At 65.9% G+C, this 26,195-nt stretch carries 24 protein-coding genes and 1 other RNA gene; 11 read left to right on the top strand and 14 right to left on the bottom strand.

Going from position 1 to position 26,195, the window contains the following annotated elements:
• Nucleotides 1-19: 19 nt before the first annotated feature.
• From ftsE to smpB, 5 genes are all read left to right on the top strand, one after another.
• Entirely contained in the window at nucleotides 20-775 is a 756-nt protein-coding gene (ftsE, locus tag ACX3PH_RS13785) for a cell division ATP-binding protein FtsE (RefSeq protein ID WP_459093260.1), read from the top strand.
• A complete protein-coding gene (ftsX, locus tag ACX3PH_RS13780; protein WP_459093259.1) occupies nucleotides 772-1,683 on the top strand; it encodes a permease-like cell division protein FtsX in 912 nt (303 codons plus the stop codon). The genes ftsE and ftsX overlap by 4 nt, the downstream gene beginning before the upstream one ends.
• Nucleotides 1,684-1,742: 59 nt before the next feature.
• Complete coding sequence (locus ACX3PH_RS13775; protein WP_459093258.1) at nucleotides 1,743-4,625, top strand: hypothetical protein; 2,883 nt, start codon at nucleotides 1,743-1,745, stop codon at nucleotides 4,623-4,625.
• Entirely contained in the window at nucleotides 4,622-5,341 is a 720-nt protein-coding gene (locus ACX3PH_RS13770; protein ID WP_459093257.1) for an ABC transporter ATP-binding protein, read from the top strand. Before ACX3PH_RS13775 ends, ACX3PH_RS13770 begins: the two co-directional genes overlap by 4 nt.
• Before the next feature lie 66 nt (nucleotides 5,342-5,407).
• On the top strand, nucleotides 5,408-5,884 hold the full coding sequence (smpB, locus tag ACX3PH_RS13765; RefSeq protein ID WP_459093256.1) for an SsrA-binding protein SmpB: 477 nt from the start codon (nucleotides 5,408-5,410) through the stop codon (nucleotides 5,882-5,884).
• Between the two features lie 3 nt (nucleotides 5,885-5,887).
• Here smpB and ACX3PH_RS13760 read toward each other — a convergent pair whose 3' ends face one another.
• Both ACX3PH_RS13760 and ACX3PH_RS13755 read right to left on the bottom strand, forming a co-directional pair.
• The gene (locus ACX3PH_RS13760; RefSeq protein ID WP_459093255.1) at nucleotides 5,888-6,394 is read right to left on the bottom strand and encodes a septum formation family protein; all 507 of its coding nucleotides are present in this window, start codon (nucleotides 6,392-6,394) and stop codon (nucleotides 5,888-5,890) included.
• 79 nt (nucleotides 6,395-6,473) lie between these two features.
• Nucleotides 6,474-7,841 (bottom strand): NAD-dependent succinate-semialdehyde dehydrogenase, encoded by a 1,368-nt coding sequence (locus ACX3PH_RS13755; RefSeq protein WP_459093254.1) that lies wholly within the window; start codon nucleotides 7,839-7,841, stop codon nucleotides 6,474-6,476.
• A gap of 223 nt (nucleotides 7,842-8,064) precedes the next feature.
• Between ACX3PH_RS13755 and ssrA the strand changes: the two genes are divergently transcribed.
• Nucleotides 8,065-8,439: a transfer-messenger RNA gene (gene ssrA, locus ACX3PH_RS13750) on the top strand.
• Nucleotides 8,440-8,470: 31 nt separating this feature from the next.
• On the opposite strand, the gene ACX3PH_RS13745 is transcribed toward ssrA, so the two are convergent.
• The 6 genes from ACX3PH_RS13745 to ACX3PH_RS13720 form a co-directional block, all read right to left on the bottom strand.
• A complete protein-coding gene (locus ACX3PH_RS13745; RefSeq protein WP_459093253.1) occupies nucleotides 8,471-8,761 on the bottom strand; it encodes a hypothetical protein in 291 nt (96 codons plus the stop codon).
• Complete coding sequence (locus ACX3PH_RS13740; protein WP_459093252.1) at nucleotides 8,758-9,561, bottom strand: hypothetical protein; 804 nt, start codon at nucleotides 9,559-9,561, stop codon at nucleotides 8,758-8,760. The genes ACX3PH_RS13745 and ACX3PH_RS13740 overlap by 4 nt, the downstream gene beginning before the upstream one ends.
• Nucleotides 9,562-9,665: 104 nt before the next feature.
• Nucleotides 9,666-9,905: a hypothetical protein gene (locus ACX3PH_RS13735; protein ID WP_459093251.1), complete on the bottom strand. Its 240-nt coding sequence runs from the start codon at nucleotides 9,903-9,905 to the stop codon at nucleotides 9,666-9,668.
• A 5-nt stretch (nucleotides 9,906-9,910) separates the two neighbouring features.
• On the bottom strand, nucleotides 9,911-10,561 hold the full coding sequence (locus ACX3PH_RS13730; protein WP_459093250.1) for an IMPACT family protein: 651 nt from the start codon (nucleotides 10,559-10,561) through the stop codon (nucleotides 9,911-9,913).
• 4 nt (nucleotides 10,562-10,565) lie between these two features.
• Nucleotides 10,566-12,191 (bottom strand): MDR family MFS transporter, encoded by a 1,626-nt coding sequence (locus ACX3PH_RS13725; RefSeq protein ID WP_459093249.1) that lies wholly within the window; start codon nucleotides 12,189-12,191, stop codon nucleotides 10,566-10,568.
• Complete coding sequence (locus ACX3PH_RS13720) at nucleotides 12,188-12,820, bottom strand: TetR/AcrR family transcriptional regulator (RefSeq protein WP_459093248.1); 633 nt, start codon at nucleotides 12,818-12,820, stop codon at nucleotides 12,188-12,190. The genes ACX3PH_RS13725 and ACX3PH_RS13720 overlap by 4 nt, the downstream gene beginning before the upstream one ends.
• Nucleotides 12,821-12,900: 80 nt before the next feature.
• On the opposite strand from ACX3PH_RS13720, the gene ACX3PH_RS13715 reads away from it, so the two are divergent.
• The gene (locus tag ACX3PH_RS13715) at nucleotides 12,901-14,352 is read left to right on the top strand and encodes an MFS transporter (protein ID WP_459093247.1); all 1,452 of its coding nucleotides are present in this window, start codon (nucleotides 12,901-12,903) and stop codon (nucleotides 14,350-14,352) included.
• Between the two features lie 21 nt (nucleotides 14,353-14,373).
• Here the strand turns inward: ACX3PH_RS13715 and ACX3PH_RS13710 are convergent, their stop codons facing one another.
• The 4 genes from ACX3PH_RS13710 to aroA all read right to left on the bottom strand — a co-directional run bounded on the left by ACX3PH_RS13710 (nucleotide 14,374) and on the right by aroA (nucleotide 18,287).
• The gene (locus ACX3PH_RS13710; RefSeq protein ID WP_459093246.1) at nucleotides 14,374-14,916 is read right to left on the bottom strand and encodes a septum formation family protein; all 543 of its coding nucleotides are present in this window, start codon (nucleotides 14,914-14,916) and stop codon (nucleotides 14,374-14,376) included.
• Nucleotides 14,917-14,986: 70 nt separating this feature from the next.
• The gene (gene hisN / locus ACX3PH_RS13705) at nucleotides 14,987-15,775 is read right to left on the bottom strand and encodes a histidinol-phosphatase (protein ID WP_459093245.1); all 789 of its coding nucleotides are present in this window, start codon (nucleotides 15,773-15,775) and stop codon (nucleotides 14,987-14,989) included.
• A gap of 73 nt (nucleotides 15,776-15,848) precedes the next feature.
• Nucleotides 15,849-16,871, bottom strand: coding sequence for a ribosome small subunit-dependent GTPase A (rsgA, locus tag ACX3PH_RS13700; protein ID WP_459093244.1), 1,023 nt, complete (start codon nucleotides 16,869-16,871; stop codon nucleotides 15,849-15,851).
• A gap of 9 nt (nucleotides 16,872-16,880) precedes the next feature.
• On the bottom strand, nucleotides 16,881-18,287 hold the full coding sequence (gene aroA / locus ACX3PH_RS13695) for a 3-phosphoshikimate 1-carboxyvinyltransferase (RefSeq protein ID WP_459093243.1): 1,407 nt from the start codon (nucleotides 18,285-18,287) through the stop codon (nucleotides 16,881-16,883).
• Nucleotides 18,288-18,400: 113 nt separating this feature from the next.
• On the opposite strand from aroA, the gene ACX3PH_RS13690 reads away from it, so the two are divergent.
• Both ACX3PH_RS13690 and ACX3PH_RS13685 read left to right on the top strand, forming a co-directional pair.
• Nucleotides 18,401-19,075: a sigma-70 family RNA polymerase sigma factor gene (locus tag ACX3PH_RS13690; RefSeq protein WP_459093242.1), complete on the top strand. Its 675-nt coding sequence runs from the start codon at nucleotides 18,401-18,403 to the stop codon at nucleotides 19,073-19,075.
• Nucleotides 19,072-19,311, top strand: a complete 240-nt coding sequence (locus ACX3PH_RS13685) for an alpha-ketoglutarate decarboxylase (RefSeq protein WP_459093241.1) — start codon at nucleotides 19,072-19,074, stop codon at nucleotides 19,309-19,311. The genes ACX3PH_RS13690 and ACX3PH_RS13685 overlap by 4 nt, the downstream gene beginning before the upstream one ends.
• A gap of 112 nt (nucleotides 19,312-19,423) precedes the next feature.
• Here the strand turns inward: ACX3PH_RS13685 and ACX3PH_RS13680 are convergent, their stop codons facing one another.
• The gene (locus ACX3PH_RS13680) at nucleotides 19,424-20,047 is read right to left on the bottom strand and encodes an NADPH-dependent F420 reductase (protein WP_459093240.1); all 624 of its coding nucleotides are present in this window, start codon (nucleotides 20,045-20,047) and stop codon (nucleotides 19,424-19,426) included.
• Nucleotides 20,048-20,138: 91 nt separating this feature from the next.
• Between ACX3PH_RS13680 and ACX3PH_RS13675 the strand changes: the two genes are divergently transcribed.
• A complete protein-coding gene (locus ACX3PH_RS13675) occupies nucleotides 20,139-20,642 on the top strand; it encodes a MarR family winged helix-turn-helix transcriptional regulator (protein ID WP_459093239.1) in 504 nt (167 codons plus the stop codon).
• On the opposite strand, the gene ACX3PH_RS13670 is transcribed toward ACX3PH_RS13675, so the two are convergent.
• Complete coding sequence (locus ACX3PH_RS13670) at nucleotides 20,639-24,475, bottom strand: multifunctional oxoglutarate decarboxylase/oxoglutarate dehydrogenase thiamine pyrophosphate-binding subunit/dihydrolipoyllysine-residue succinyltransferase subunit (RefSeq protein ID WP_459093334.1); 3,837 nt, start codon at nucleotides 24,473-24,475, stop codon at nucleotides 20,639-20,641. The genes ACX3PH_RS13675 and ACX3PH_RS13670 overlap by 4 nt on opposite strands.
• 202 nt (nucleotides 24,476-24,677) lie before the next feature.
• Between ACX3PH_RS13670 and guaB1 the strand changes: the two genes are divergently transcribed.
• Nucleotides 24,678-26,117 carry a GMP reductase gene (gene guaB1, locus ACX3PH_RS13665; protein WP_459093238.1) on the top strand — a complete coding sequence of 480 codons (1,440 nt, stop codon included), beginning with the start codon at nucleotides 24,678-24,680 and terminating at the stop codon, nucleotides 26,115-26,117.
• Nucleotides 26,118-26,195: the final 78 nt, after the last annotated feature.

Raw genomic sequence — 26,195 nt, 5'->3', positions numbered from 1 at the left:
TGCCTAGGCTCGTAGAGCCATGATTCGCCTTGACAACGTCACCAAGCTGTACCGGGGTAACACGAGACCCGCTCTCAACAGCGTCACCCTCGAGATCCTCCGCGGGGAGTTCGTCTTCCTGGTCGGCGCATCCGGCAGCGGGAAGTCCAGCTTTCTTCGCCTGGTGCTGAAGGAGGAGAACCCGAGCAAGGGGCAGATCCATGTGCTCGGCCAGAACCTCGGCTCACTCTCGAGCCGCAAAGTGCCGTACTTCCGCCGCAACCTGGGTGTGGTGTTCCAGGACTTCCGCCTCCTGCCGCAGAAGACGGTTTTCGACAACGTGGCGTTCTCGCTGCAGGTGATCGGCAAGAGCAAGGGCTTCATCCAGGAGGCAGTTCCCGACGTGCTCAAGATGGTCGGCCTGGCCGGCAAGGCCGGTCGGCTCCCGCACGAGCTTTCCGGCGGTGAGCAGCAACGCGTTGCCATTGCCCGCGCCATCGTCAACCGGCCGGCCATCCTGCTCGCTGACGAGCCGACCGGTAACCTCGACCCTTCCACCAGCGCCGGCATCATGACCCTGCTGGAGCGCATCAGCCAGAGTGGCACCACCGTCATCATGGCCACCCACGATGCCGGCATCGTCGACCAGATGAAGCGTCGCGTCATCGAGCTGGTGAGCGGGCAGGTGGTACGCGATGAGCGCCATGGCGGTTACCAGACGCAGGCAGTGCCGATCCAGGGCTTCGGTACAGGGACAACAAAGGCTGGTCCAGCACAGTCGGGGGCAGCACTGTGAGGTTCAGCCTGATCATGTCGGAGGTCGGCAACGGCCTGCGACGCAACGTGTCCATGGTGATCTCCGTTGTGCTCGTCACCTTCATCTCGCTCACCTTCGTCGGCGCCGCGATCCTGCTGCAGATGCAGATCGGCGAGCTGAAGGGTTATTGGTACGACAAGGCGCAGGTGGCGGTCTACCTCTGCACGGCGACAACCGGAACTGAGGCCTGCAACCTGACCGAGGCGACACAGGCGGAGAAGGATGCTGTGGTCGGCGTGCTGAAATCGCCGCAGCTGGCGCCGCTCATCGACCACTACGAGTTCGAGAACCATGATGAGGCGTACGCCAGGTACCTCCAGTTCACGGATGCCGGCGACGCCGACTTCATCACGCCGGAACTGATGGCCGAAGCGTTCTGGGTCAACCTGGTCGACCCGACCCAATCCGACGTGCTGGTGGAGACCCTCTCCGGTCAACCCGGTGTCGAAGAGGTCGTCGACCAGCGCAAATACCTCGACCCGATCTTCGACGCGCTGAACGCGGCCAGCTTCACCGCCATCGGCATTGCGTCGCTGATGCTTGTGGCCGCCGTGCTGCTCATCGCCACGACCATCCGCCTCAGTGCGTTCAGTCGCCGCCGGGAACTCGGCATCATGCGGTTGGTCGGCGCATCCAACCGGTTCATCCAGACGCCGTTCATCCTCGAGGGGGTGATCGCCGCGCTGATCGGGTCCGTGCTGGCGGGTGCGGCCACGGTGGGTATCGTGCACTTCTTCGTGCAGGGTTATCTCGGTTCGCTGATGGTGTCCACCTCGTTCGTCGGGCTGTCGGAGGCGTTCGTGGTGGTGCCGATCCTGCTGGGTATCGGCGCGGTGCTGGCGGCCGTCTCGGCGAATGTGGCGATCAGCCGCTACCTGAAGGTCTAGCGGCGGGCGGTTCTTTCCCGATAGCGTGCTGAGTGATGTTCGGCTAAAGGGGGAGCTGCATGGCGGTCGTCCCCGGCCCTGTTCGCAGGGTGGTGCGCAATCGCGCGCGTGTCATTGCGGTCGCCATTCTCGCGCTGGTGAGCCTTGCGGCAGCCGGGATCAACGTCACCGCCGCCGACCGTCTTCAGTCCCTGCTCGATGAGAACTGGCGGGGTGCCTACGACATCCTGGTGACCGCAGAGGGCAGCGAGGTGGCTGGACTGCTGGCGCCCAACGCGCTGGCCGGGGGCTCCGAAACCATGACGCTGGAAGACCTCGCGAGCATCCGTTCTGTCGCCGGAATCGACGTTGCGGCGCCGATCGGAGAAGTCATCATCCCGGCGCTCGCGTCGCGGCAGGAGAGGTTTGTGCTGCCCCGGGGTGCTGCCGGGGCTAATCAGGTACCTCAGGCGTTCCGCCTGACGGTGACCCGCCACACGGATGACGGACTGGGTGAGCGCCTGGTCTCCGCCGAGGTGTATCCGCTGGTGGTCGACGAGACCGATCATCCAGAGCAGGAGTGGCCGCCCTGTGTCTTCGACGACTTCGAAGTCGACCCGGAGAAGTATCCGCTGCTGGCAGCCAGCTGCGGAAACCGCACGCCTGAGGCGACCGTCTCCTATCCGATTGGCGGTGGCTGGGCGAGTGGCGGTGAGATCGACGGTGACCAGGTGTTGTTCACGCTGGGCAGCGCCGTCAACGCCAGCACCCGGGTCACCCTCGTCGACCCGGTCGCCGAGCGGGCACTGCTCGGCGAGGCCGGCGACTTCCTGAAGCCGCTCGAGGCGCTCTCGGGAGACGGGCCAGCATCGACGGCCGCGGTCGAAGCTTGGAGCGCATCGGTCGACAACGACTTCACCCGGGCGTTTGCACAGCAGAAGGAGGCGCTGGATGCCCTGCAGAGCGGGCACTACCGCTGGCTTGCTGAACTGAAGCAACTCTATGAGGACAACGGTTCGGCCATCGACTTCGAGTCCTCTGAGGCGGAATACATCCCGCTGGTGGTGCGGAAGACCGGGCCGGCTCCGTTGACGGTCACCATCACGGTGGAGGCGTTCGGCCCGGCGATCGCGTCAGGGCCGCCAGCCCCATTCGCGTCACAGCTGTTCGAACTCCCCGCGGCACTGGAAGCGGGCGACCCGGGAAGACCGATCGGATCCACCACAGTGGACGCGTCGGCCCTCCTCAACCCGTTCAATGATCGGGAAGTCCGGATCCCGTGGCCCGGCACTTCGAAGGAGGTGGGGGAGGGGCGACTCTCACCGTACGGAATGAACATCTATGCCTTGGGCAGCGCTAAGCCCCCGAACTACCGGGTGACCAGCGACGAGAAGGACGGCGTCGAAGTCGACGTGCGATCGAGCGGATACCTGGCCCCGCTCCTGTCGATGCATGACCCGAATAACATGGTCCCCCTGCAGGAGGACGGCACGGTGGCCGGAGTGGAGAGTACCTTCATCTCTGAGCTCCGGGCCAGGGCGATCACCTCCGGCTACGGGTTCGCGGCCGTCCCGGTCGGCGGTTTCTCCCTCGACGGCATCGCCGACCTGCAGACCGAACTGGGCCACGTTCCGCTCGGTGCCTACCACGCCCTGGGGTCGACGGTCGCGCTCGAGTCGCCACGCGGCGGAACCAGCACGGTGGAGTTGAACCCGAGCGTTTCCGGCCTGGGGCTGGTCAGCGCCGATACCGTGGCGATCGCATCCGTCGATTCCGCGGTCGCGATGGGCCAGCTCTCGCCGATCAATGCGGTGCGGGTGCGGGTCGCGGATGTCGAGTCATCCTCCGTCGCCGGGTTCGGCACCATTGCCACCGTCGCGCAGGAGCTGCAGGATCTCGGGTTCGTGGCCACCATCGTGGCCGGATCGTCGCCCACGGATGTGACGCTGCACGTCGACGACTACGCGTTCGGTGTGACCAGTGCCGATGACGAGCAGGAGATCGGGTATCTCGGCGCGGTCACCCAGCGGTGGTCGGAACTGGGTGCGGCATCCCGCGTCGACCTGGCCGTCTCCTTCTCAAGCTTCGGCGTACTCGCCGTGGCGCTCGCGGCATCCGCGCTGTTGCTGGCGGCGGTGCAGCTGGCGTCGGTTCCTGGTCGCCGGGCGCAGGCATCCGTCATGCGTACCATCGGCTGGGACCGCAGGCAGGTGTTCCGCTGGATGGCGGCCGAAGAGCTGGTTTCACTCGCGCTGATAGCACTGGCCGGTATTGCCGCGCTTGTCGTGTCGGGTATGCGACCGAGCGTGGGTCTCGTGGTCGGCGCCTCGACGGCGGTGCTGGTGCTCACCTCAGCGCTTGCCGTTGCGCTCGGAGCGCGCCCGACGACGGAGGGTTCCCGGTGGTGGCAACGCGGTGCACGCGTCCGAGGGGAAGGCGAGCTGGACGCGTGGGTGACGTCGAGCCCACGCTTCGCGGTGCGCCAGTTGGTGGTGCATCCGACGAGCGCCATTGTCCAACTGCTCGCGACCGTCGTTGTCGGGGCATCCGCAGCGGTGGTGGCTGTGACGGTGCTGGAGGGTCGCAGGGCAGCCGGGGATTCGGCCCTCGGCGAGTTCGCGTTCACCCAGGCTCTTGTCTCGCAGGCCGGCCTTGGGCTCCTCGCCCTGAGTGCCGGAATCGTCCTCGCGGTGATTGCCCGTCGCATCGGGCTGGCACGCAGGCGTGGGCAGTGGGCGACGATGAGCGCGATGGGGTTCAGTGCTGGCCAGCTTCGGATGGTGCAGCTGGCCGAAGGGCTCCTGGCCGGGTTGCCGTCGCTCGCCCTGGCCGGCGCCGCCGCCTGGTTCTACGTCGGAGCCGTGGCCGTCGAGTTCCGGGAGCTGAGCCTGCCGGTTGCCGCCGGTGCTGCAGGAGTATTGACGGTCGCGCTCGTGCTGGCCGGCTGGAGGGAGAAACGATGACGGATCAGGCCCAGGCAGGTCCGCTGCAATCGACACGGAGGCAGTCGGTGTCGTCGGCGACCAGTGCCCCGGTCGTCGAACTGGCGGGGGTGACCATCCGTTACCCAAGGGCTGACGGGCATCCGCTGGACATTGTGACCAACTACGATCTGCGGCTCGTGCGCGGCGAGATGCACTGCCTGGCCGGGCGGAGCGGGTCGGGCAAGACCAGCATCCTGCGAGTGGCAGCCGGCCTCGCCGCGCCGACCACCGGGGAGGTGCGCTGGAACGGCGACAGCATCGCCGCGCTCGGCGACGCCAGGATCACCGCGCTGCGACGGGACTTCGTCGGCTACCTCGACCAGAACGGGACCCTGATTCCCGGCCTCAGCGCGATCGAGAATGTGCTGCTGCCTGCTGTCGCCGCGCGGCGAACCCGCGAACTGGCATCCGTCGCGCTCGACCTGCTCGATGTGCTCGGAATCGGCGGGCAGGCCAGGAACCGGCCGGACCAGCTCAGCGGCGGGGAGCGGCAGCGGGTGGCTTTCGCGCGATCGCTGCTGCTCAGCCCACGGGTGCTCATGGTGGATGAGCCGACGGCCAGTCTCGACCGGGCCAGTGCCGACTCGGTCATCCGACTGCTGAAGGAACTGTCGGCGGATGGCATCACCGTGCTGGTCTCCGCCCACGATGAGAACCTGATCGCGGCGGCCGACAGCACGACCAGGCTTGCCTGAGTGGCACGAGCAGGGCGTTAGACTGATGGGCTGCCGAACGCAGCATCAACCGATCAGGAGTGAATCGTGCCCAGGGAACGTGGACAGAAAGTTGTCGCGTCGAACCGCAAAGCACGCCACGACTACACCATCGAAGACACCTATGAGGCCGGACTGGTCTTGACGGGCACCGAGGTGAAGTCGCTGCGTGCCGGTCGGGCGAGCCTGGTCGACGGTTACGCGTTCATCGATGGCGGGGAGGCGTGGCTGGATGCCGTTCACATTCCCGAATACACCGGCGGCACCTGGAACAATCACCCGCCGCGGCGCAAGCGCAAGCTGCTGCTGCACAAGGCGCAGATCCTGAAGATCCACAACAAGGTCAAGGAGGGTGGCTACACGCTGGTGCCGCTCTCGTTGTACTTCAGCGACGGCCGCGCCAAGGTGGAGATCGCCGTCGCGAAGGGAAAGCGCGAGTACGACAAGCGCCAGGCGCTGCGTGAGCGGCAGGACACCCGCGAGGCGCAGCGGGCCATGTCGGCCCGCCGTAACCTCGGCGAGTAAGGCCTATCCAAGGTAGGGGTACTCGGCGCCTTTGCCCTCGAGTGAGCCGGTGACCTGGCCGTTCATGTCGAATGCCAGGCAGACCACCTCACGGTCGCCCTGATCCCAACTCTGCTCACTCGGGTAGTACGGGAAGTAGTTCAGTGACGTCTCTTCGTATGGCGCGCCGATCCAGCTCCCGAAGTCCGCGAAGCACCCGTTGTCGGCATCACCGGAAACCGTTTCGTCGCCGGGATATGCGGTACCGGCGGGGAACTCATCGGCGTCGAACTCCCAGGTCAGGTACACCTCGTTGTCATGAAGGTCGTCGCAGGACGCGTCCCTGACCGCAGTCACTTCGGTCGCTTCGCTGTCGTCATCGTTCATGCAGTCACCGACCTGGATGCTGAACACATCCTTCTTGCCCTGGGCGGCATCCGTCACCTGGGTGACAAAGGCACACCCGGTCAGGCCGAAAGCCAGAATTGCACCGGTGGTGGCGGTAGCGAGCAGCATTGTGCGAGACGGCACGGGCATGCCTTTCCGGGTTGGTCAGTCGTGATGAGGGGTCGACCCAACTCCCCAAGGGAGCTGACGACCCCTCACCGTATCAGCCGATGCGGATCAGCTTCTTGTTGACGAACTCGGCAGCACCGAAACGACCCAGCTCGCGGCCCATTCCACTGCGCTTCACCCCACCGAATGGCAGCTCTGCGCTGTCCGCGCCGACGACGTTGACGTAGACCATGCCGGCTTCGATGCGGTCGGCGACCCGAAGGGCCTGCTCCTCGTCAGTGGTGAACAGGTAGGAGCCGAGCCCGAACGGGGTGTCGTTGGCGAGCTCGACAGCGTCCTCCTCTGATGCCGCCCGGTAGAGGGTGGCGACCGGGCCGAAGAACTCCTCGTGGAATGCGTCGTTGTCGCGCGTCACATCGGTGAGCACGGTTGCCGGGTAGAAGGCGCCATTGCGCTCACCCTTGACGGCGACAGTGGCGCCCTGCGCCTCCGCCCGCTTCACCTGCTCTTCGAGGTGCTCTGCGGCATCCAGCGACGACAGCGGCCCGTAGTCGGCACCATCGACGGTGGGGTCACTCGGGGTGCTGTCCAGGAGGGCGGCGGTGAACTTGTCGCGGAACTCGTCGAACAGCTCGTCGAGCACGATGAATCGCTTCGCCGCGTTGCACGACTGGCCACTGTTGTCGAGGCGACCGGCGATGGCTGCCTCCACCGTGGCATCCATGTCATCGGTGCTGAGCAGGATGAACGGGTCGGAGCCGCCCAGCTCCAGCACCACCTTCTTGAGGTGACGGCCAGCCACCTCGGCGACGGCGGCGCCGGCGGCCTCCGAACCGGTGAGGGAGACGCCGGCCAGCCGCGGGTCGGCGATGACCTTCGCGACCTGCTTGCTGTCGGCGTAGACGTTCGTGTACGCGCCTTCCGGGAATCCGGCATCCCGGAAGACCTGCTCGATGGCGGCAGCTGATTCCGGGCACTGGGAGGCATGCTTCAGGATGATCGTGTTGCCGATCATCAGGTTGGGGCCGGCGAAGCGGGCCACCTGGTAGTACGGGAAGTTCCACGGCATGACCCCCAGCAGCACGCCGAGGGAGTTGGTGCGCATGAACGCCGAACCCTCCCCGCCCAGCAGGGTGATCGGCTCGTCCTTCAGGAACTCCTGCGCGTTGTCGGCGTAGTAGCGGTAGATGTCGGCCGAGAAGTCGACTTCGCCGAGTGCCTGGTCGACCGGCTTGCCCATCTCGCGCACGATGATCGCTGCCAACTCGTCGCGGCGCTCCTCGTGCAGGTCGCCGACCTTCCGCAGCATGGCGGCGCGATCGTCGATGGACGAGTTGCGGGACCAGGTGCGGTGGGCGTCATGGGCGGTGGCAATCACCTGCTCGAGTTGGTCATCCGTGATCTGCGGGAACGTCTGGACAGTGTCCCCGGTGGCGGGGTTGACAACGGCATAACGGCTCACGAGCCATCTCCTTTCACGTCTCGGGCAGCACTACCCGAAATCCTTCTGTATGAGCTAATCATGTCTGCGGAGCCGGTGGGGACAGCGGATGTCGGCCTGGCCGGCCAGTGGCGCATCCGGTCCCGATGACGTAGACTAGAGGGCTGCCCGGGGCTCACTGAAGCGTCGGCGGCTTGACAACTCAACAGCGCGCGATAGTGACTAACTCTTCACAGGGTTGCATGGGGATGATCGGTTTCGACATTGCCTGCGCAATTGTGAGAAGCGGGTCGAGGATGCCGGCTTATCTCGTAAACGATGCCTGCAAACTATAAGTGCCAATAAATCACGCACTGACTTCGCCCTCGCTGCCTAAGCGAGCGCACTAAAGAAGTCCGTCAGTCCGGGAATGCTCTCTACCCGGGTCCTGGCGTTATCTAGAGAGATTGCTTCGTAGAGTCGTCAGAGGGCTACGAGGGACTTGAACTCTGGCTGGGCTTGTCGGTTTGGCTGTTAGTGGCAAATTCCGGAGCCGAGTAGAACGATTTCACTGACTACACCCGTAGAAGGCACATGACCACAGCAGTGGACCGGGGTTCAATTCCCCGCATCTCCACCATGGGAATGCTATCGCGCGCTGTTCGAGTCACCTATCCCGCTGGAGCCTGCTCGGCCAGTTCGCGCCATTCATCGAGAGTGCCGTCTTCAATTGCGCGTCGAGCCTCATCGACTTCGTCGGGCGTGACCAGCCCTTCCGCGACGGATGCCTCGATGTCGGCGGTCGACAGCAGTACGGCTGCAAGCACGACGCCTTCAGCGCTCACCGTGTCGCTGACCGGGAGAACGGATGCGGCTGTCCCGCCTGGACCGCAGCCGGTCAGGGCCAGGGCGGTCGCCAGCATAATAGCGACCATGGCGCCGGTGGGGCGCGGCCGACTCATCGTCCGCTCTTGCCGTTCCCGGAACCCTTGTTGCCGTTTCCGTTGCCCCTGTCTGTCTTGTCAGGCTTGTCTGCCTTGTCAGGCTTGTGCGCCTTATCCGCCTTGCCTGGCTTGGTGTCGGTCACGTCGTCGGACATCCCGTCCAGCGAGATCGGAGCATCCTCGAGCGGTTCGCCGGTCTTCTTCTCGAGCTGGACGCGAGCACGGTCCAGGCGAGCGGCGGCGTGCTCGCCCTGACGCTCAAGTTTGGCCAGGGCTGCGGCCTGCTCGTCTTCCGGCAGTGCGGTGATGTCGCCGACCTTTGCCGCGTGTCTGGCCAGCCAGGCGGTGACGTGGTTCACCTGCATCTCGTAGCGAAACTGGTGCGCACACAGGTTGGCTCCGGCTTCCGCAGCTTCGCGGCACTCGGCGAAGTCGGCTTTGATGGTGTCGAAGGCGGCGTGCCAGGCAGTCGCGACTTCGTCCCAGGCGTCGCCCTGTTCGCCGAGTTCTTCGGCGAGTGCTTCCTCGATCTCGCCCTTGTCAACGGACTCCGGGTCATCGATGGCCTGTTCGGCCAGCTCTTCCACGCTGAGTGAGATCACGCCGGCTTCGAGCGCGGCGGAAATGGCGGCCTGCAGGGCCGCAGCCAGGTCTGCGTCCGGGGCGGTGACGTTCAGGTTCTCCAGCGTCGACTCAGTGATCCAGGCGGCGACATCTTGCTCGGTGGCCGCGTTCGCCGGTGCCGCGCCAAGTGCTACTGAACCGACCACCAGGGCCAACGCCATCCCGGCCGGCCGAAGAATTCCCCACGATTTCACGATGCCCCCAAACGAAGAATATTCGGAGCGTAGCAGTCTTGGGCGCGTACCGCACCTGGGGACAGACCGATCGGTCCGCGCGGCGGACGCTCATCCCGGCTCGATCAATCGATCGGGGAGAATCGAGGCGCTCGTCGCGGTGGAGGAGGCGGTACAGCCTTGGCCGCGGTGACCTCGCTCAGCGTTATGGTGACCATCCCGCGGCGCGTTTCGATGGTGCATTCGTGGTCGCTGCGTTCGCGGAGGTAACCGACTGCGTCGGTGAATCCGTCCTCGATGCGTTTGCGCACCGTCATCCGCGTTCCCAGCGGCGCATTCTTGATGAACTCGGCCGGATTTGCCATGGCCATCAGCCTACATCGACCCACTCTTCGCCCGCCGGCTCGACGGTGCCCGCGCCTGAGGTGATACCGGAAACCAGCGATGCGAGGTCAACGCGGTCGCCTGCCGTCATCCGTAACATCGCCGTTCGCCCATAGTCCGTGCCGAGGACGGTGACGCCGCGCTGGCGAAGCTCAGCCTCGACGCGTCCGGCATCCGCGTGGGCCAGCGAGAGGCTGAAGAGTTCGCGCCGCTGGCGTTGTACAACGAGGCCGGCGACGATGGCGTCGTCGATGCTGCTGAGCACTGCGTCGGAGTACGCACGCGCCAGGCCGCCGGCACCCAGCAGGGTTCCGCCGAAGTACCGTGTCACCACGGCAACGGTGTCGATGAAGCCTCGGCCGCTGAGTACTTCGAGCATCGGCCGACCGGCCGTTCCGGACGGTTCGCCGTCGTCGTTCGAGCGCCGCACCTGGGTGGGGGCGGATGCCGGGCCGAGCACGAACGCTGAGCAGTGATGCCTCGCGGCGAAATGCTCGCGACGGGCGTCATCGATAACCGAGCGCGCTGCCTCCTCCGTTTCGACCCTGACCAGCCGGCAGAGGAATCGCGATCGCTTGACCTCGATTTCGGAGTCGACGCGGACGCCGACCCCGCCGCGCAACGTCACGTCCGCCATGCGGCTATTCTCGCGTACTGCCGCTCCGGTCCGAGGGGGTGGCGACCGGGTTGTCCGAAGTGATCAGCAACTGGCCCTCCGCAACCGACTCCGGCATGATGTCGCGCTCGATGGTGGTCGCCAGTGGGACCTCCTTGACGAAGAGCAGCAGCACGAACGCCGCGAGCGCGAGCGGCACCATGTACAGGAACAGGGGAGCCAGCGCGTCGTTGTAGGCCAGGTCGATGACCTCCCGCAGTGGGCCAGGAAGCTCCTTCACCGCACCGGGCGTCAGCGAGTTGATGCCGCCGACAGCGGATGGCCCGCCGGCGGGCAGCCGCTCGATCAGCAGGTCGCTGAGCCGGGTGGCGAAGAGGCTCCCCACCACGGCGCTTCCCAGGGACGCGCCGATCTGGCGGAAGAAGTTGTTCGAGGCGGTCGCCGTTCCGACCTGGCTGTTCGGGAACGAGTTCTGCACGATCAGCACCAGGATCTGCATACTCGTGCCGAGGCCCATACCCATGATCGCGATGTAGGTGCAGAACAACCAGAGCGGCGTGTCCGGAGTCAGCGTGCCCAGCAGCCCCATACCGACGGCGACCACGAGGGAGCCGACGATGGGCATCCACTTGTACCGTCCGTACTTGCTCACCAGTGCACCCGTGCCGACCGAGGTGATCAGCAGCGCACCCATCATCGGGATCATCAGGAGGCCGGCCTGGGTGGCATCCGCGCTGAAGGTCATCTGCAGGTAGGTGGGGAGGTAGCCGATCGCGCCGAACATGGCCACACCGGTGAGCAGCCCGGCGATGGTGGTCAGGTTGAAGTTGCGGTCCTTGAACAGGTGGAGCGGGATGATCGGCTCCGCGGTCTTGCGCTCGACCAGCACGAAGGCAATCGCGGCGACAACGGTCAGCACCGCGAGGCCGATGATGGTGATCGAGTCCCAGGCGTAATCCTTTCCGCCCCACGAGGCGACCAGCACCAGGGCGGTCGTCGCCACGGCGAGCAGGGCCATGCCCCAGCCGTCGATCCGCACCTTGCCCGGGGCACGCTTCGGCAGGTGCAGGAAGTAGACGGCGGCGAAGAGAGCCAGGATGCCCAGCGGAATGTTGATCCAGAAGGTCCAGCGCCAGCCGATGCCCTCGGTGAACCAGCCGCCGAGCAGCGGTCCAGCGACGGATGAGACGGCGAAGACCGCGCCCATCACGCCCATGTACTTGCCGCGCTCCCTGGCGGGCACGACGTCGGCGATGATCGCCTGCGAGAGGATCAGCAGTCCTCCGCCCCCGAGCCCCTGAACAACGCGACCGATGATGAGCACGTTCATGTCACCGGCCAGCCCGCCGACGACGGACCCGGCCATGAACAGCAGGATCGCCGCGATCAGCAGGCTCTTGCGGCCGATCAGGTCACCGAGCTTGCCGTAGATGGGCATCGTGATGGTGGACGCCAGGATGTAGGCGGTCATGATCCAGAGCATGTTCTCGACGCCGTTCAGCTCGCCGACCATGGTCGGCATGGCTGCGCTGAGCACGGTCTGGCTGAGGGAAGCGAGAAGCATGGACAGCATGAGGCCGATGAACAGCAGCAGGAGGCCGCGCCTGGACTCGTGGGATTGTGCTCGTGGTGCCTTGGTGGTTGTGGTCATTGAATTCGTGCAGCTACCTCTCGGAGGGTGGAAAGCGATGCCTCGAGCGCACGATTTTCGTCGGCATCGGTCGAGGGCAGTTCGGGAGATTGGGTGACATTGCGAATGGCGATGCGGATGGTTGTGGTCGCCAGCAGGACGAGCGTCTGTGCCGCGGCGGCGGGGTCGGAGAGCCCGCGGAACGACTGGTGGTTGCGCATCCGCTCGGCGACCACGGGAATTATTCGCTGCTCGATGGAGAAGACCCGAGCCATTTGGCGCTGCAGCAGTTCGGGATGCTGGCGGACGAGTTGTCGACGATCCCGCATGGTGTCGTGGTCGGTGGGCGATGACGAGAAGACGTTCCGCATCAGGTGCACCAGCTCGCGCAGCAGGTCGGGCTCACTCGATTCAGCGAATTCCGCGAGTTCGCCATCCGTCGGAATGTCCTCGTGGAAGCCGAGCATGGCGTCTTCCTTGGTGGGGAAGTAGTTGAAGAAGGTGCGGGCGGAAATCCCGGCTTCTTCGCTGATTTCGGCTGCCGTGACGGCGTTGGGGCCGACGGCGAGCGCCCGCTCCACAGCGATACGGTGGATTGCTTCCCGGGTGGCGCGCTGTTTGCGAGCCCGCAGTCCAACATCCGCTGTCATTTAAGCTATTATTGCATGGTGTGCAAGTTTGCACAACTGCAATATAGTGCACGATCGAGCCAGCATAGGATTGCCAGTTGATGACAGACGACGGCCCGAATTCGAAGCACGCGGACCGGATCCGCTGGGAAGCATTTGCAGTGTGTGCTGCCGTCGCTGCTCTGACGATCATGGACCTGTCCAAGATCAACGTCGGTCTGCCGACCATCGAGCTTTCCCTCGGCGGTGGGCCCACCGAGCTGCAATTGATCGTTGCCGGTTACGCCCTCGCCTTCGGGCTGGCGCTGGTGCCGGCAGGCAGGCTTGGTGACGTCGGTTCCCGCAAGGCCATGTTCGTCATCGGCCTGGTCTCGTTCACACTCGCGAGCGTGCTGTGTGCGCTGGCCCCGACCATCGAGGTGCTCGTCATCGGCCGCATCCTGCAAGGGGTGGCGGCCGGCATCCAGATGCCGCAGGTACTCGGGCTCATCCAGCAACTGTTCCAAGGGCAAGAGCGGGGCAAGGCGTTCGGGCTCTTCGGCGCAATCATCGGACTGTCCACGGCCTTCGGACCGACCCTTGGCGGCCTCCTCATCGCGATCGGTGGGGAAGTGGACGGCTGGCGGCTGATGTTCTGGATGAACGTACCGCTGGGAATCCTTGCCCTGATCTTCGCCATCCGGCTGTTGCCGGCCCATCAGCAGCACGAGTCGCTGAAGACGGAGCTCGATGTGGTCGGCATCCTGCTCCTCGGTGCTGCGATCTTCAGCCTCATGCTGCCGTTCGTTCTCACCACCGGTGGGCCGGACGACGATCCGAACCGCTGGTACTGGCTGATCGGATTCGTGGTGGCCGGCGTCGCCTTCGTACTCTGGGAGAAGAACTTCCTTGCTCGGGGCAAGTCGCCGGTGATCCGCTTCGCCCTGCTGAAACTGCAGTCGTACCGGAACGGCGTCCTGGTGGCCACAGCGTATTTCGCAGCGTTGCCGGCGGTCTTCCTGCTCACCACCCTGTACCTCCAGCAGGGACTCGGGCTTGCCGCCGCCTTCGCCGGCATGGTCACCATCCCGTTCGCGCTGGTCTCGGCGTACACCTCGTGGATCGGCGGGCGGCTGGTGAACAAATACGGACCGTGGCTGGTACTCACCGGCCTCGGTCTCGTCATCGCCGGGTTAGCGCTCGCCCTCCCCATCGCCGCGTACGCTCCAACAGAACTGGTGCCTTGGCTGTTATCGGCTGCGATGATCATCTCCGGTGCCGGAGGCGGACTGGTCATCTCCCCGAATCAGACGCTCACCCTGCAAGACGTTCCGGTTGCGCAGGGCGGCGTCGCCGGCTCGGTCGCCCAGGTCGGGCAGCGGGCCGGGACTGCGATCGGTGTGGCGGCAGCAACGTCCACCTACTTCGCCACCATCTACGGCGAATCCGACGCTCCAGGGATCACGGTGTACGCGGACGCTTTCCACAATGGTCTGTATGTTGCGCTCGGGCTGGTGGCAGTCGCGCTGGTGTTCGGGGTGCTCGACCTGAAAAAGTCCGCTACCGCTCCCTGAGTTCGTCGAGGGGTCTGCGCGCTAGGAGTCGCCTGCGGGCTCGCCTTCATCTGGCACTGCTGCGGCTGCCCGTTCGGCACCCTTGCCTTTGAGGCTGTACGTGGTTTTCGCCGCCGAATCGTAGACATAACAGAGGACCTCGCGGTCGCCCAGTTTCCAACTGGCGGCACTAGGTGCGAAGAAGTCGAACGTCAGGGTGCCGGCCTCCGCGAGCGGCACCCCGATGAACTTCTCGAACTCAACGAGGCAGTCCGCGGTGCCCTGCAGGGTCACGGTGTCGTCGCCGGGAAACTTCTCGGCATCCAAGTGGATGCTGGCGATGGCCTCGTTGTCGTGATCGAGCGTGCAGTTCTCGCGCGGAACATCCACTACGGCGTCCTCTGCGGTCAGGATGCTCACGGTGTTGTTGAAGCATTCGCCGACCACCAGTGTGTGGGCGCCGATGCGCTCGGGCAAGACCTGTTCGACGACAGCGGACACCTGGCTGCATCCGGTGAGGGCGACGGATGCCAGCAGTACGCTGACGAGAGCCACCGGCCGGGCGAAGCACAGGGAGAAGGTCAAGAGGGACTCTGCTTTCTGCTGGCACTCGAACGGACGGCTACATCCTATTGAGGTTTCGGCGACTTTCGTGTCAACCGGCCGAGACGACCTGCAGAACGGCGTCGTGCAGCAGGGTGTTGGTCGCGAGGGCCGATCCGTGCCACGGGCCCGGCCTGCCCGCCATCGACGTGAACCGGCCACCGGCCTCCTCGACGATCGGCACCAGGGCCGCCATGTCGTACGGTTGCAGGTCGTACTCCCCGGCGACATCGATGAGGCCCTCCGCCAGCATCATGTATGACCACATGTCGCCGTAGGCACGAGTGCGCCACACCTGGCGGGTAAGGGCGACCAACTGGTCCAGGTGCCCGTGCGCGTCCCATTGCTGGATGCTGTTGTAGCTGATGGACGCGTCGGCCAGCCGCGAGACGGCCGACACGCGCATCCGCCGCTCGCCGTCGACGTCGCGGACCCAGGCGCCGCTCCCCGTCGCGGCCCACCAGCGCTTGCCGAGCGCCGGCGCGCTGACGACGCCGACGGTCGGGGTGCCGTCGATGGCGAGGGCGATCAGGGTTGCCCAGACCGGCACCCCGCGAAGATAGTTCGCGGTGCCGTCGATCGGGTCGATGATCCACTGGCGTGACGACGAACCTTCGGTGCCGAACTCCTCGCCGAGGATCGAATCGTCCGCGCGGTCGGCGGCAAGCCGGCCTCGGATGGCGTGCTCGACGGCGCGGTCCGCATCCGTGACCGGCGTGCGGTCGGGCTTCGTGGCCACTTCCAGGTCGAGAGCGCGAAAGCGGGTGGCCGAGATCTCGTCGGCCGCGTCGGCTAATTCGTGGGCGAGGGCGAGGTCGTCGGCGAGGGAATATTCAGGCACCTGCCAAGGCTATCGCCAGCCTCGTTTCGATACGGCGCTTCGCGCCCACTCAGCCCGCAGAATTCGCGCCTGCTCAGGCGAGGGACGCGAGGAGCCGCTGGAACGAGTCCAGCCTGAGCTTGCCGGTCTCACCCAGCTCACCGCCCCCGACCCTCTCGTTCAGCTCGCAGTCCGGCGCATCCGCCAGATGGGTGCAGCCGCGCGGGCAGTCCTCGGCGATGGCGGCCAGGTCGGTGAACGACTTCAGGATGTTCGCGGCGTCGACGTGCCCCAGGCCGAATGAGCGCACGCCTGGCGTGTCGACGATCCATCCGCCTGCCACCCGGTACGACACCGTCGATGACGAGGTGTGCCGCCCGCGACCGGTCACCAGGTTCACCCGGCCGATCGCCCGGTGGGCATCCGGGACGAGCGCATTCACCAGGGTCGACTTGCCGACGCCGGAATGGCCGACCGCGACGGTGGTGTGGCCGGTGAGCAGCTTCTTGATCTCCTCGGTGGGCATCGCGCCGTGCCCGCTTGTGACAACCTTCACGTCGAGTGCGGCGAAATTCGCGAGGAACTCGGTCGGATCCTTCAGGTCGGTCTTGGTCACACAGAGGATGGGGGAGATGCCGGCGTCGAACGCGGCGACCAGGTACCGGTCGACCAGTCGGGGGCGCGGCTCCGGGTCTGCGGCCGCGACGACGATCAGCATCTGGTCGGCGTTCGCCACGATGATGCGCTCCACCTCGTCGGAGTCATCGGCGCTCCGTCTCAGCACCGTGGTGCGCGGCTGGATGCGCACAATCCGGGAGAGGCTTCCCTCGGAGCCGGAGGTGTCGCCGACCAGGTCGACGCGGTCGCCGGTGACGATCGCCTTCTTGCGCAGCTCGGAGGCCCTGGACGCGGTGGCCTCGCGCTCATCCGCGCCGTCCTCATCGATGAGGACCGTGTAGCGCCCGCGGTCGACCGTGAGCACCCGCCCGGTCACGGCGTCGCTGTGCTCCGGGCGGATCTTCGTGCGGGGCTTGTTGCCCTTCGGGTTGGGGCGATTCCGCGCCTCGTAGTCGGCGTACTTGTCGTCCTCATCGTCCTCATCGGTGAGCCAGCTCATGGGGAGGGATCAGATGAGGTTCAACGGGTCAGTGGGCTCTGCGCCGATGCCCAGGAGGGAGCGCTGCCAGAGCTCAGGGAACTGTGGCAGCGTCTTCGCGGTGGTGGCAATGTCGTCGATCTCCAGGCCCGGAACAGCGAGGCCGATGATCGCGCCGGCTGTTGCCATCCGGTGGTCTTCGTAGCTGTGCCAGAGGCCACCGGTCAGCGGCTTCGGGTCGATGGCGAGGCCGTCATCGAGTTCGGTGACCGAACCGCCCAGGGCGTTCAGCTCAGCGGTCAGCGCTGCCAGGCGATCGGTTTCGTGGCCGCGCAGGTGGCCGATTCCGGTGATGCGGCTGGGGCCGTCCGCCAGGGCGGCCAGGGCGACCAGGGCGGGCGCGAGTTCTCCGCCCAGGCTGAGGTCCAGTTCGACACCGCGGATGCGCCCGCCGCCGGCGAGCCCCACCCCGCCATCCACCGTGAAGTTGCCGTCGGCCCTGGTCACCGTCGCACCGAAGAGGGGGAGCAGGTGCTCGAGGTGCGCACCGACCTGCGTTGTCGCATCCGGCCAGCCCGTGATGGTCACCGTTCCGCCGGTGACCAGAGCGGCGGCCAGGAAAGGGGCGGCATTCGACAGGTCGGGCTCGATGTCGATCGAGCCGCCGGCAATCGGGCCAGCCGCGATGGTCCACTGGCCGGGGGCGGGGTTGACGACGGTGACTCCACGACCGGCAAGCGTGGCGATGGTCATCTCGATGTGGGGCAGGCTCGGGAGGGTGTCGCCCGTGTGAGTCAGCTGCAGGCCGTTCTCGAACCGGGCACCGGCCAGGAGCAGCCCGGACACGAACTGGCTCGACTGGGAGGCGTCGACCTCGATTGCCCCGCCGGCAACGCTGCCGGTGCCGTAGAGGCTGAACGGGAGCTTGCCCCGGCCGTCGTCGTTGACGTCGACGCCGAGCGCCCTCAGCGAATCGATGGTGGGGCGCATCGGGCGGCGGCGAGCCGACTCGTCACCGTCGAAAGCCACCGGACCCAGCGCGAGGGCAGCGACCGGGGGGATGAAGCGCATGACGGTGCCGGCGAGACCGCAGTCGATGAAGGTTCCCCCTTCGAGCTCTCCCGGGGTGACGAGAAGGTCAGGACCGTACGGTCCCTGGCCGGTTTCCTCGATGATGACGCCGAGCGCGCGCAGCGCCTGCATCATGAGCGCGGTGTCCCTCGAGTGCAGCGGAGACCGGAGGATCGTCGTCTCGCCCGCCAGCGCGGCAAGCACCAACTCCCGGTTGGTCAGGGACTTCGAGCCCGGAAGCGACAGCTCAGCGGCAATGGGGCCGGATGCGGTCGGCGCGGCCCACGGCCCGTCGGCGATGACCTCGACCAGGTCGTCATTCTCGTACGGGTCGAACTCGGGGTTGGAATATCTGGAGATCAACATTGGTTACCAGAGTATCGGCAGTCGGCCGCTGTCAGGCAGGAGAGTTGTTCGTGATCGTCTTGGAGCATGCACCCACAGTCGCTCCCCACCGCGGGCAACTAAGCTGGTCGGCGATGACGAACACGCCTGAAGACCCGCAGTCCGGTGACGCTCTGGCGGATGTCGAAGCCGAGGGGGCTGCCCTTCCGGAGCCTTCCGCCGACGAGTTGCGCGCCCTCTTCGAAGAGCAGGCGCTCCCGTACATGGACCAGCTGTATGCCGCTGCCATGCGGATGACTCGCAACCCATCAGACGCAGCCGACCTGGTGCAGGAGACCTTCATCAAGGCCTTCGCCGCCTTCCGCCAGTACACGCAGGGGACCAACCTGAAGGCCTGGCTGTACCGCATCCAGACCAACACCTTCATCAACACGTACCGCAAGAAGCAGCGCGACCCGTACCAGGGCACCATCGATGAGCTCGAGGACTGGCAGCTGGGCGGAGCGGAGTCGGCGACATCGTCGTCGACCAGGTCGACCAGGTCTGCCGAGGCTGAGGCGATCGACCACCTGCCGGACAGTGCGGTGAAGGATGCCCTGCAGGCGATCCCGGAAGACTTCCGTCTCGCGGTTTACTTCGCGGACGTCGAGGGCTTCTCCTACCAGGAGATAGCCGACATCATGAAAACGCCGGTGGGAACCGTCATGAGCCGCCTGCATCGTGGCAGACGACTCCTGCGCGGCCTGCTGGCTGAATATGCACAAAGTCGCGGCGTGGCATCCGCGCCGAGTTCCGGAGTGAAGAAATGACCGATTGCGGTTGCGAGAAAGCGAAAGCCGAACTCGAAGAGTACCTGCACAACGAGTTGCGTAAAGAAGACGCCGCAGACATCGCCGACCACATGACGAACTGCATCGAGTGCTCAAGCGAGGCGGAGGTCGGCAAGGTGCTCACGCTCGCCGTGCAGCGGGCGTGCCGCGAGACTGCGCCGGAAGACCTGCGTGCTCAGGTGCTGCTCAAGCTGAGGCAGATCCAGACCCACTGAGCTCCAGCCGGGGTTCGATCGCCTGAATCCGATGAGAATGCAAAAAGTCACCCAACCACGCTCGGTTGGGTGACTTTTCGCCTTCTCGCGGCGGGGATTCGCCGGCAGAGGACTAGTCGACGATCACGATGGCGGAGGCGAAGTTCGTTCCGCGCGTGAACTGCAGCTGCATGTGCAGCCAGGCAATGGCCTCGAGGGTGGCGGCTTGGCCGAGGGCACCGGTGTCGATGACGCGGAAGCCGGCCTTCTCGGCGAAGGCGACGAGCGCTGCCTTGGCTCCAGCATCATCCGCTGCCACCAGCAGGTCGAGCGGCTGGCCGTTCTTGTTGCCGGCGATGACGTTGGTCGCGAAGACGGTGTTGAACGCCTTGACGACGTTCGCATTCGGCGCGAGGGCGGCGATGGTCTCGGCGCCCGAAGTGTCGGGGGCGGTGGCCAGGCCGGTGAACTCCTCGTTCAGCGGGTTGGTGGCGTCGACGAGGGTCTTGCCGGCCAGGTCGCCCAGGGCCGGGACGACTTCGGAGGCGACCAGGTAGGGGATGGCGAGGAAGACAAGGTCTCCGGAGACGGAGGATCCGATGGCCGAGACGGTGACGGAACCGCCGAGTTCTGCGGCGAGGGCCTCGCCCTTGGTCTGATCGCGGACGATGAGCTGGACGTCGTCGCCTGCTGCGATGGCGCGAGTGGCGATTCCGCGGGCGACGTTTCCTGCTCCGACGATGCTGATGGTGCTCATGTTCTCCTCCAGGGTGTTTAGTTGAATGTTCAACTAATCCGACCCTAGCCTGATCTAGTTGAATGTTCAAGTAAATGACTAGAATGGTCACATGACCGAAGAGACGAAGCCTTTTCGCTGGCTGGACGACCGCGAGCAGCGGGCCTGGCGCGCCTACCTGGTGGCCAGCAGCCGCCTGCAGGAAGTACTTGATCGCGACCTCCAGGCACAGAGCGGCATGCCGCACACGTACTACATGATCCTCGCCATGCTGTCGGAGGCCCCGGGGCACGGGATCAGGATGACCGAACTCGCCCAGGTGCTGAAATCATCCGTCTCCCGACTTTCGCACGCTGTGCGGAAGCTGGAAGAAGCCGGGTGGATCCGCCGGGATGCCGACCCCGCCGACGGCCGGGTGACTTACGCCTGCCTGACGGAGGAGGGCCTGCGGGTGCTCACGGATGCTGCCCCCGCCCACGTCACAACCGTCGTTGACAACGTCTTCGACCGGCTGAGTGAAGAACAGGTCGAACAGCTCTACGAGATCTCAGCAGCGATCCTCGGCGCAGTCTCGCCCGGGACGGACCCGGGCGAGATCCTGCGGCCCCGTCACTAGTCGATCGTCAAGGCGCGGTTGATCAGGTCAACCTGCTCCTGCGCGCTGCGCTTCGTCGAACCGGTCGCCGGTGAGGCGGATGCCGGGCGTGACGCCACCTTCAGCTCCAGGTTCTTCAGGTTGCGCAACAGCTCCATGCAGATGAACGGCCAGGCGCCCTGGTTCTCCGGCTCTTCCTGTGCCCACAGCAGCTCGGCGTTCGGGTACTGCTGAACGACCGAGACCAGCTCGCGCAGCGGGAGCGGGTAGTACTGCTCCACGCGTACCAGCGCCACATCCGTCTGGCCGCGCTTGTCGCGCTCCGCCAGGAGGTCATAGTGCAGCTTGCCGGCGTGCAGCACGATCCGCTTCACTGCCGCCTTGTCGGTGATGGACGCGTCGTCGATCACCGGCTCGAACTTGCCTGAGGTGAACGCCGCAATGTCGCTGGTGGCACCGCGAAGGCGAAGCATCGCCTTCGGGGTGAACACCACGAGGGGGCGGCGCGGACGGGCGTAAGCCTGCCTGCGCAGGAGGTGGAAGTACGACGCCGGGGTCGACGGACGCGCAACCGTCATGTTGTTCTCGGCGCACAGCTGCAGGAAACGCTCGATGCGGGCGGACGAGTGGTCCGGGCCCTGGCCCTCGTAACCGTGCGGGAGCAACAGCACGACGCTGGAACGCTGGCCCCACTTCTGCTCGGCACTGGCGATGAACTCGTCAATGACGATCTGCGCACCGTTGGAGAAGTCCCCGAACTGGGCCTCCCAGAGCACCAGCGCATCCGCTCGCTCCACCGAGTAGCCGTACTCGAAGCCCATCGCCGCATACTCGCTGAGCAGCGAGTCGTAGATCCAGAAGCGGGCCTGGTTGTCGCTCAGGTTGAGCAGCGGCAGCCACTCCTGGCCGTTCTCGCGGTCGTGGAGAACAGCGTGCCGCTGCACGAACGTTCCACGACGGCTGTCCTGGCCAGCCATCCGCACCGGGGTGCCCTCCAGCAGCAGGGATCCGAGTGCCAGCAGCTCGCCGAAGCCCCAGTCGACCCCGCCGTTGCGGCTCATGTCGACCCGCTTCTTGAGCAACTGCTGCAGCTTCGAATGAACGGTGAAGCCTGCGGGCGGGTTGTCGTGGGCGTCACCGATGGTGGTGATGACGCCTTCGGCAACGCCGGTAGTCTCCGGCTCGCCTGCACTGTCATCCCTCTGGGAGTCCGGCCGTTCGAGGTCGGACATCGCGGAATCATCCTGGATGACGATTGGCGTCGAATTCGTCTGTGCCGCGTGGGTCTCCGCGAAAGCGCGCTCCAGACGATCCTGGAAGTCGGCCTGCGCCCCGGCGTACTCCGCTTCGGTGATGTCGCCGCGACCGACCAGCGCCTCACCGTACAGCGTTCGCACTGAGCGCTTCGCCTCGATCAGGTTGTACATCAGCGGCTGCGTCATCGAGGGGTCGTCACCCTCGTTGTGGCCTCGGCGGCGGTAGCAGAGCAGGTCGACCACGACATCCTTGTGGAACTCCTGGCGGAACTCGAGCGCGAGCTCGGCCACGCGCAGGACAGCTTCAGGGTCGTCGCCGTTCACATGGAAGATCGGCGACTGGATGGTCTTGGCGACATCGGTGGAGTAGACCGAGCTTCGGCCCTCCTCCGGCGGGGTGGTGAATCCGACCTGGTTGTTGACCACCAGGTGAATGGTTCCGCCGGTGCGGTAGCCGCGCAGCTGCGACATCTGCAGGATCTCGAGCACGATTCCCTGGCCGGCCATGGCGGCGTCACCATGAATCATGATCGGTACGACCTGGAAGGTGCCGATCGGCTTACGGTCCTGCTTTGCCCGCACAATGCCTTCGAGCACACCGTCGACAGCCTCGAGGTGGGACGGGTTGGCGGCAAGGTACACCGGAATCTGGTCGCCGGTCGCGCCGGTGAAGGTGCCTTCGGTGCCCAGGTGATACTTGACGTCGCCGGACCCCTGCACGGTCCTCGGGTCTTGCGTACCCTCGAACTCTCGGAAGATCTGGCCGTAGGTCTTACCGGCGATGTTCGTCAGCACGTTGAGGCGCCCGCGATGGGCCATGCCGATGGCGACCTCTTCGAGGTTGGCTTCTGCAGCGCCCTGAAGGATGCGGTCGAGCATCGCGATGATCGACTCACTACCCTCGAGGCTGAACCGCTTTTGGCCGACGTACTTGGTCTGTAGGAAGGTTTCGAACGCTTCAGCCTCGTTGAGCTTGGCCAGGATGCGCATCTGCTCGTCGTGGGTCGGCTTGGTGTACGGCCGTTCCAGGCGGTCCTGAAGCCACTTGCGTTCATCCGGATTCTGGATGTGCATGTACTCGACGCCGACGGTACGGCAGTAGGCGTCGCGCAGCATTCCGAGGATGTCGCGCAGCAGCGCAGTGCGCTTGCCGCCGAAACCACCGGTGATGAACTCCCGGTCAAGGTCCCAGAAGCTGAGCCCGTGGGTGGCGATGTCGAGGTCGGGGTGCGAGCGCTGCACATACTCGAGCGGGTCGATGTCGGCCATCAGGTGACCGCGCACCCGGAAGGAGTTGATGAGCTCCTGCACGCGCGCCGTCTTGTCGACGGCCGACGCGAGGTCGACGTGGATGTCCGCGGCCCAGCGAATCGGCTCGTACGGGATGCGCAGGGAGGCGAAGATCTCCTCGTAGAAGCCGTGCTGGCCGATCAGGCGCTCGTGCACCATCTTCAGGAACTCGCCCGAGCCCGCCCCCTGGATGACCCGGTGGTCGTAGGTGGAGGTCAGGGTGACCGTCTTGCCGATGCCCAGGTTCGCCAGCGTCCTCGGCGACGTGCCCTGGAACTCTGCCGGGTACTCGAGGGCTCCGGCGCCGATGATGCAGCCTGCCCCCTTCATCAGACGAGGCACCGAGTGCTCGGTGCCGATGCCGCCGGGGTTGGTCAGCGAGATGGTGTTGCCCTGGTAGTCCGCCATGGTGAGCTTGTTCTCACGCGCGCGCTTGACGACATCCTCGTAGGCTCCGAGGAACTCGCCGAAGCCCATGGACTCCGTGCGCTTGATGCCCGGAACCACGAGGCTGCGGGTGCCATCCGGCTTCGGCAGGTCGATTGCGATGCCGAGGTTGATGTGCGCAGGCGAGACCACCGACGGCTTGCCGTCGATCTCGTCGTAGTAGACGTTCTGGCTCGGGAACTCTTTCAGCGTCTGGATCATGGCCCAGGCGATCAGGTGCGTGAACGAGATCTTCCCACCGCGGGCCCGCTTCATGTGGTTGTTGATCACGATGCGGTTGTCGACCATCAACTTGGCCGGCATGGTGCGCACGCTGGTCGCGGTCGGCACGGTGAGGCTGACATCCATGTTGCTGGCGATGGACTTGGCGGCGCCGCGAAGCGGGGTTACCTTGTCTTGCGGCTCTTCAGGCTCGTCCGCCGCCTGCGGTGCGCTGGCGGGCGCCTCAGCCGGGATCGGCTGCGGCCTGGCCTGGATGGATGTGGTCTTCGCAACCGGCTGCGACCCGTTCGTGGAAGCCGTTTCAGCTGCGGTGCTGGTCTCGCTGGTGCCGTTCTCACCGGTGACGGCGCGAGGTGCCTGTGGCTCCTGTGCCGGGGCGTCCTTCACGGCCTCAGCGGCGGGTTCCGGTGACTCGGAGATGGGCTCCTCTGCGGTGACCTCCGCCGTCTGCGCAGCGGTCGGCTCGGCACCGGCGGTGCCGGCAGGTGCTTGCTGCTCGGCCGGTTCGCGCGGAGTCGCTGCCTCCTGCTGGGTGCCCGCCGGGGCATCCGTCGACACTTTCGACTGGTGATAGTTCTCGAGGATCGGCCACCACGACTTGTCCACAGAATTCCTGTCGACCTTGAAGCGTTCGTACATCTCGTCAACGAGCCACTCGTTGGCTCCGAACTCCGAGGTCTCGCCCTCTGGAGTCTCTAGGCTAGGCACAGCCGACCGCCCACTCTCCGTTGTCAGTGTCTATGTCATGCATGCGGCGAAAAGCTGCCAACACGCCTGTTCAAGCGTAATCGTTTTACTGTGGGCCCGCCGACCCGCCGCCGCGGGGGCTACCCTTAAAAACATGAAGTTTTACGAGGCGGCGCCGACCCACGACCTGACCTACTCCGACGTGTTCCTGGTACCCAGCCGATCGGATGTCACCAGTCGCCTCGACGTCTCACTCGCCACCGGCGACGGCACCGGCGCCACCATCCCCATCGTGTCGGCCAACATGAACTCGGTCACCGGGCCACGACTGGCGGCATCGCTGGCCCGTCGCGGCGGACTATCCGTGCTGCCCCAGGACATGCCGCTGCAGGAACTGGATGCCGCCATCCGCTGGGTGAAGGAACAGCCGGCCGCCTTCGACACACCGGTGCACCTGGCAGCCGACCAGACGGTGGCCGACGCGCTCGATCTTCTCCCCGCCGTTGCCGGGCACGGCATCGTGGTGAGCGACGGCGACGGGGAGTACCTCGGCTGCATTCCGGCCTCCAGGCTGGGTACCGCCCTCGAGGATGCCCGGCTCGGTGACCTGATCCACGGGCAGCTCGCCGCCATCGACGCCGACGACGTGACGGATGATCGCGCCGCTTTCGACCTGATGGTGGCCGCCGAACTCGAGTTCGCGCCCGTGCTCCACCACGGCAAGGTGATCGGAACCCTCAGTCGCCGCAGTGCCCTCCGCGGCACCCTGTACCAGCCGAACGTCGACGGCTCAGGGCGGCTTCGGGTCGCGGCGGCGGTCGGCATCAATGGCGACGTGGGGGTGAAGGCGAAGGCCCTCGCATCGGCCGGCGTGGACGTTCTCGTTCTCGACACCGCCCACGGCCACCAGGAGGCCATGGTCCGTGCCGTGCGGGAGGTTGCCGCGTTGGAGCTCGGGCTGCCCATTGTGGCGGGCAATGTGGTCTCGGCGGATGCGGTGGACGACCTGGTGGCCGCAGGCGCCACCATCGTCAAGGTGGGAGTCGGACCGGGTGCCATGTGCACGACGCGCATGATGACCGCCGTCGGTCGGCCACAATTCTCCGCCGTGCTGGAGACCGCTGAGGCGGCCCGCGCCACCGGAGCCCACGTCTGGGCCGACGGCGGTGTGCGGTACCCCCGCGATGTGGCGCTCGCGCTGGCAGCCGGGGCGGCATCCGTCATGATCGGGTCGTGGTTCGCCGGCACCATCGAGGCTCCGGGGAGGCTGCAGACGGATGCGCAGGGGCGCCTCTACAAGGAAAGCTGGGGCATGGCATCCACCAAGGCGGTGCAGCAGCGGTTCGAGCGGCTCGACCCGTACGAGCTCGCCCGCAAGGAACTGTTCGCCGAAGGCATCTCGAGCTCGAAAATCTACCTCGACCCGCTGCGACCGTCGGTGGAGGATCTGCTCGACATGATCACCTCCGGCCTGCGCAGCTCGTTCACCTACGCGGGCGCCCGCTCGGTGGCGGAGTTCCACGAGAACGCGCTGGTCGGCATCCAGTCTGCTGCCGGCTACGAGGAGGGCAAGGCGCTCCCCGTCTCCTGGTAGGACCGCTGGGGCGGTCCCGCGCGGCGCATCCGGATATACTCAGTCGAATAATGGACGACCCCCCCTCTAGTTACTGTG

The sequence above is a fragment of the Homoserinimonas sp. A520 genome (assembly GCF_054489245.1).
The sequence above is the reverse complement of the archived record's forward strand: the minus strand, read 5'-3'. Positions and strand labels throughout refer to the sequence as shown.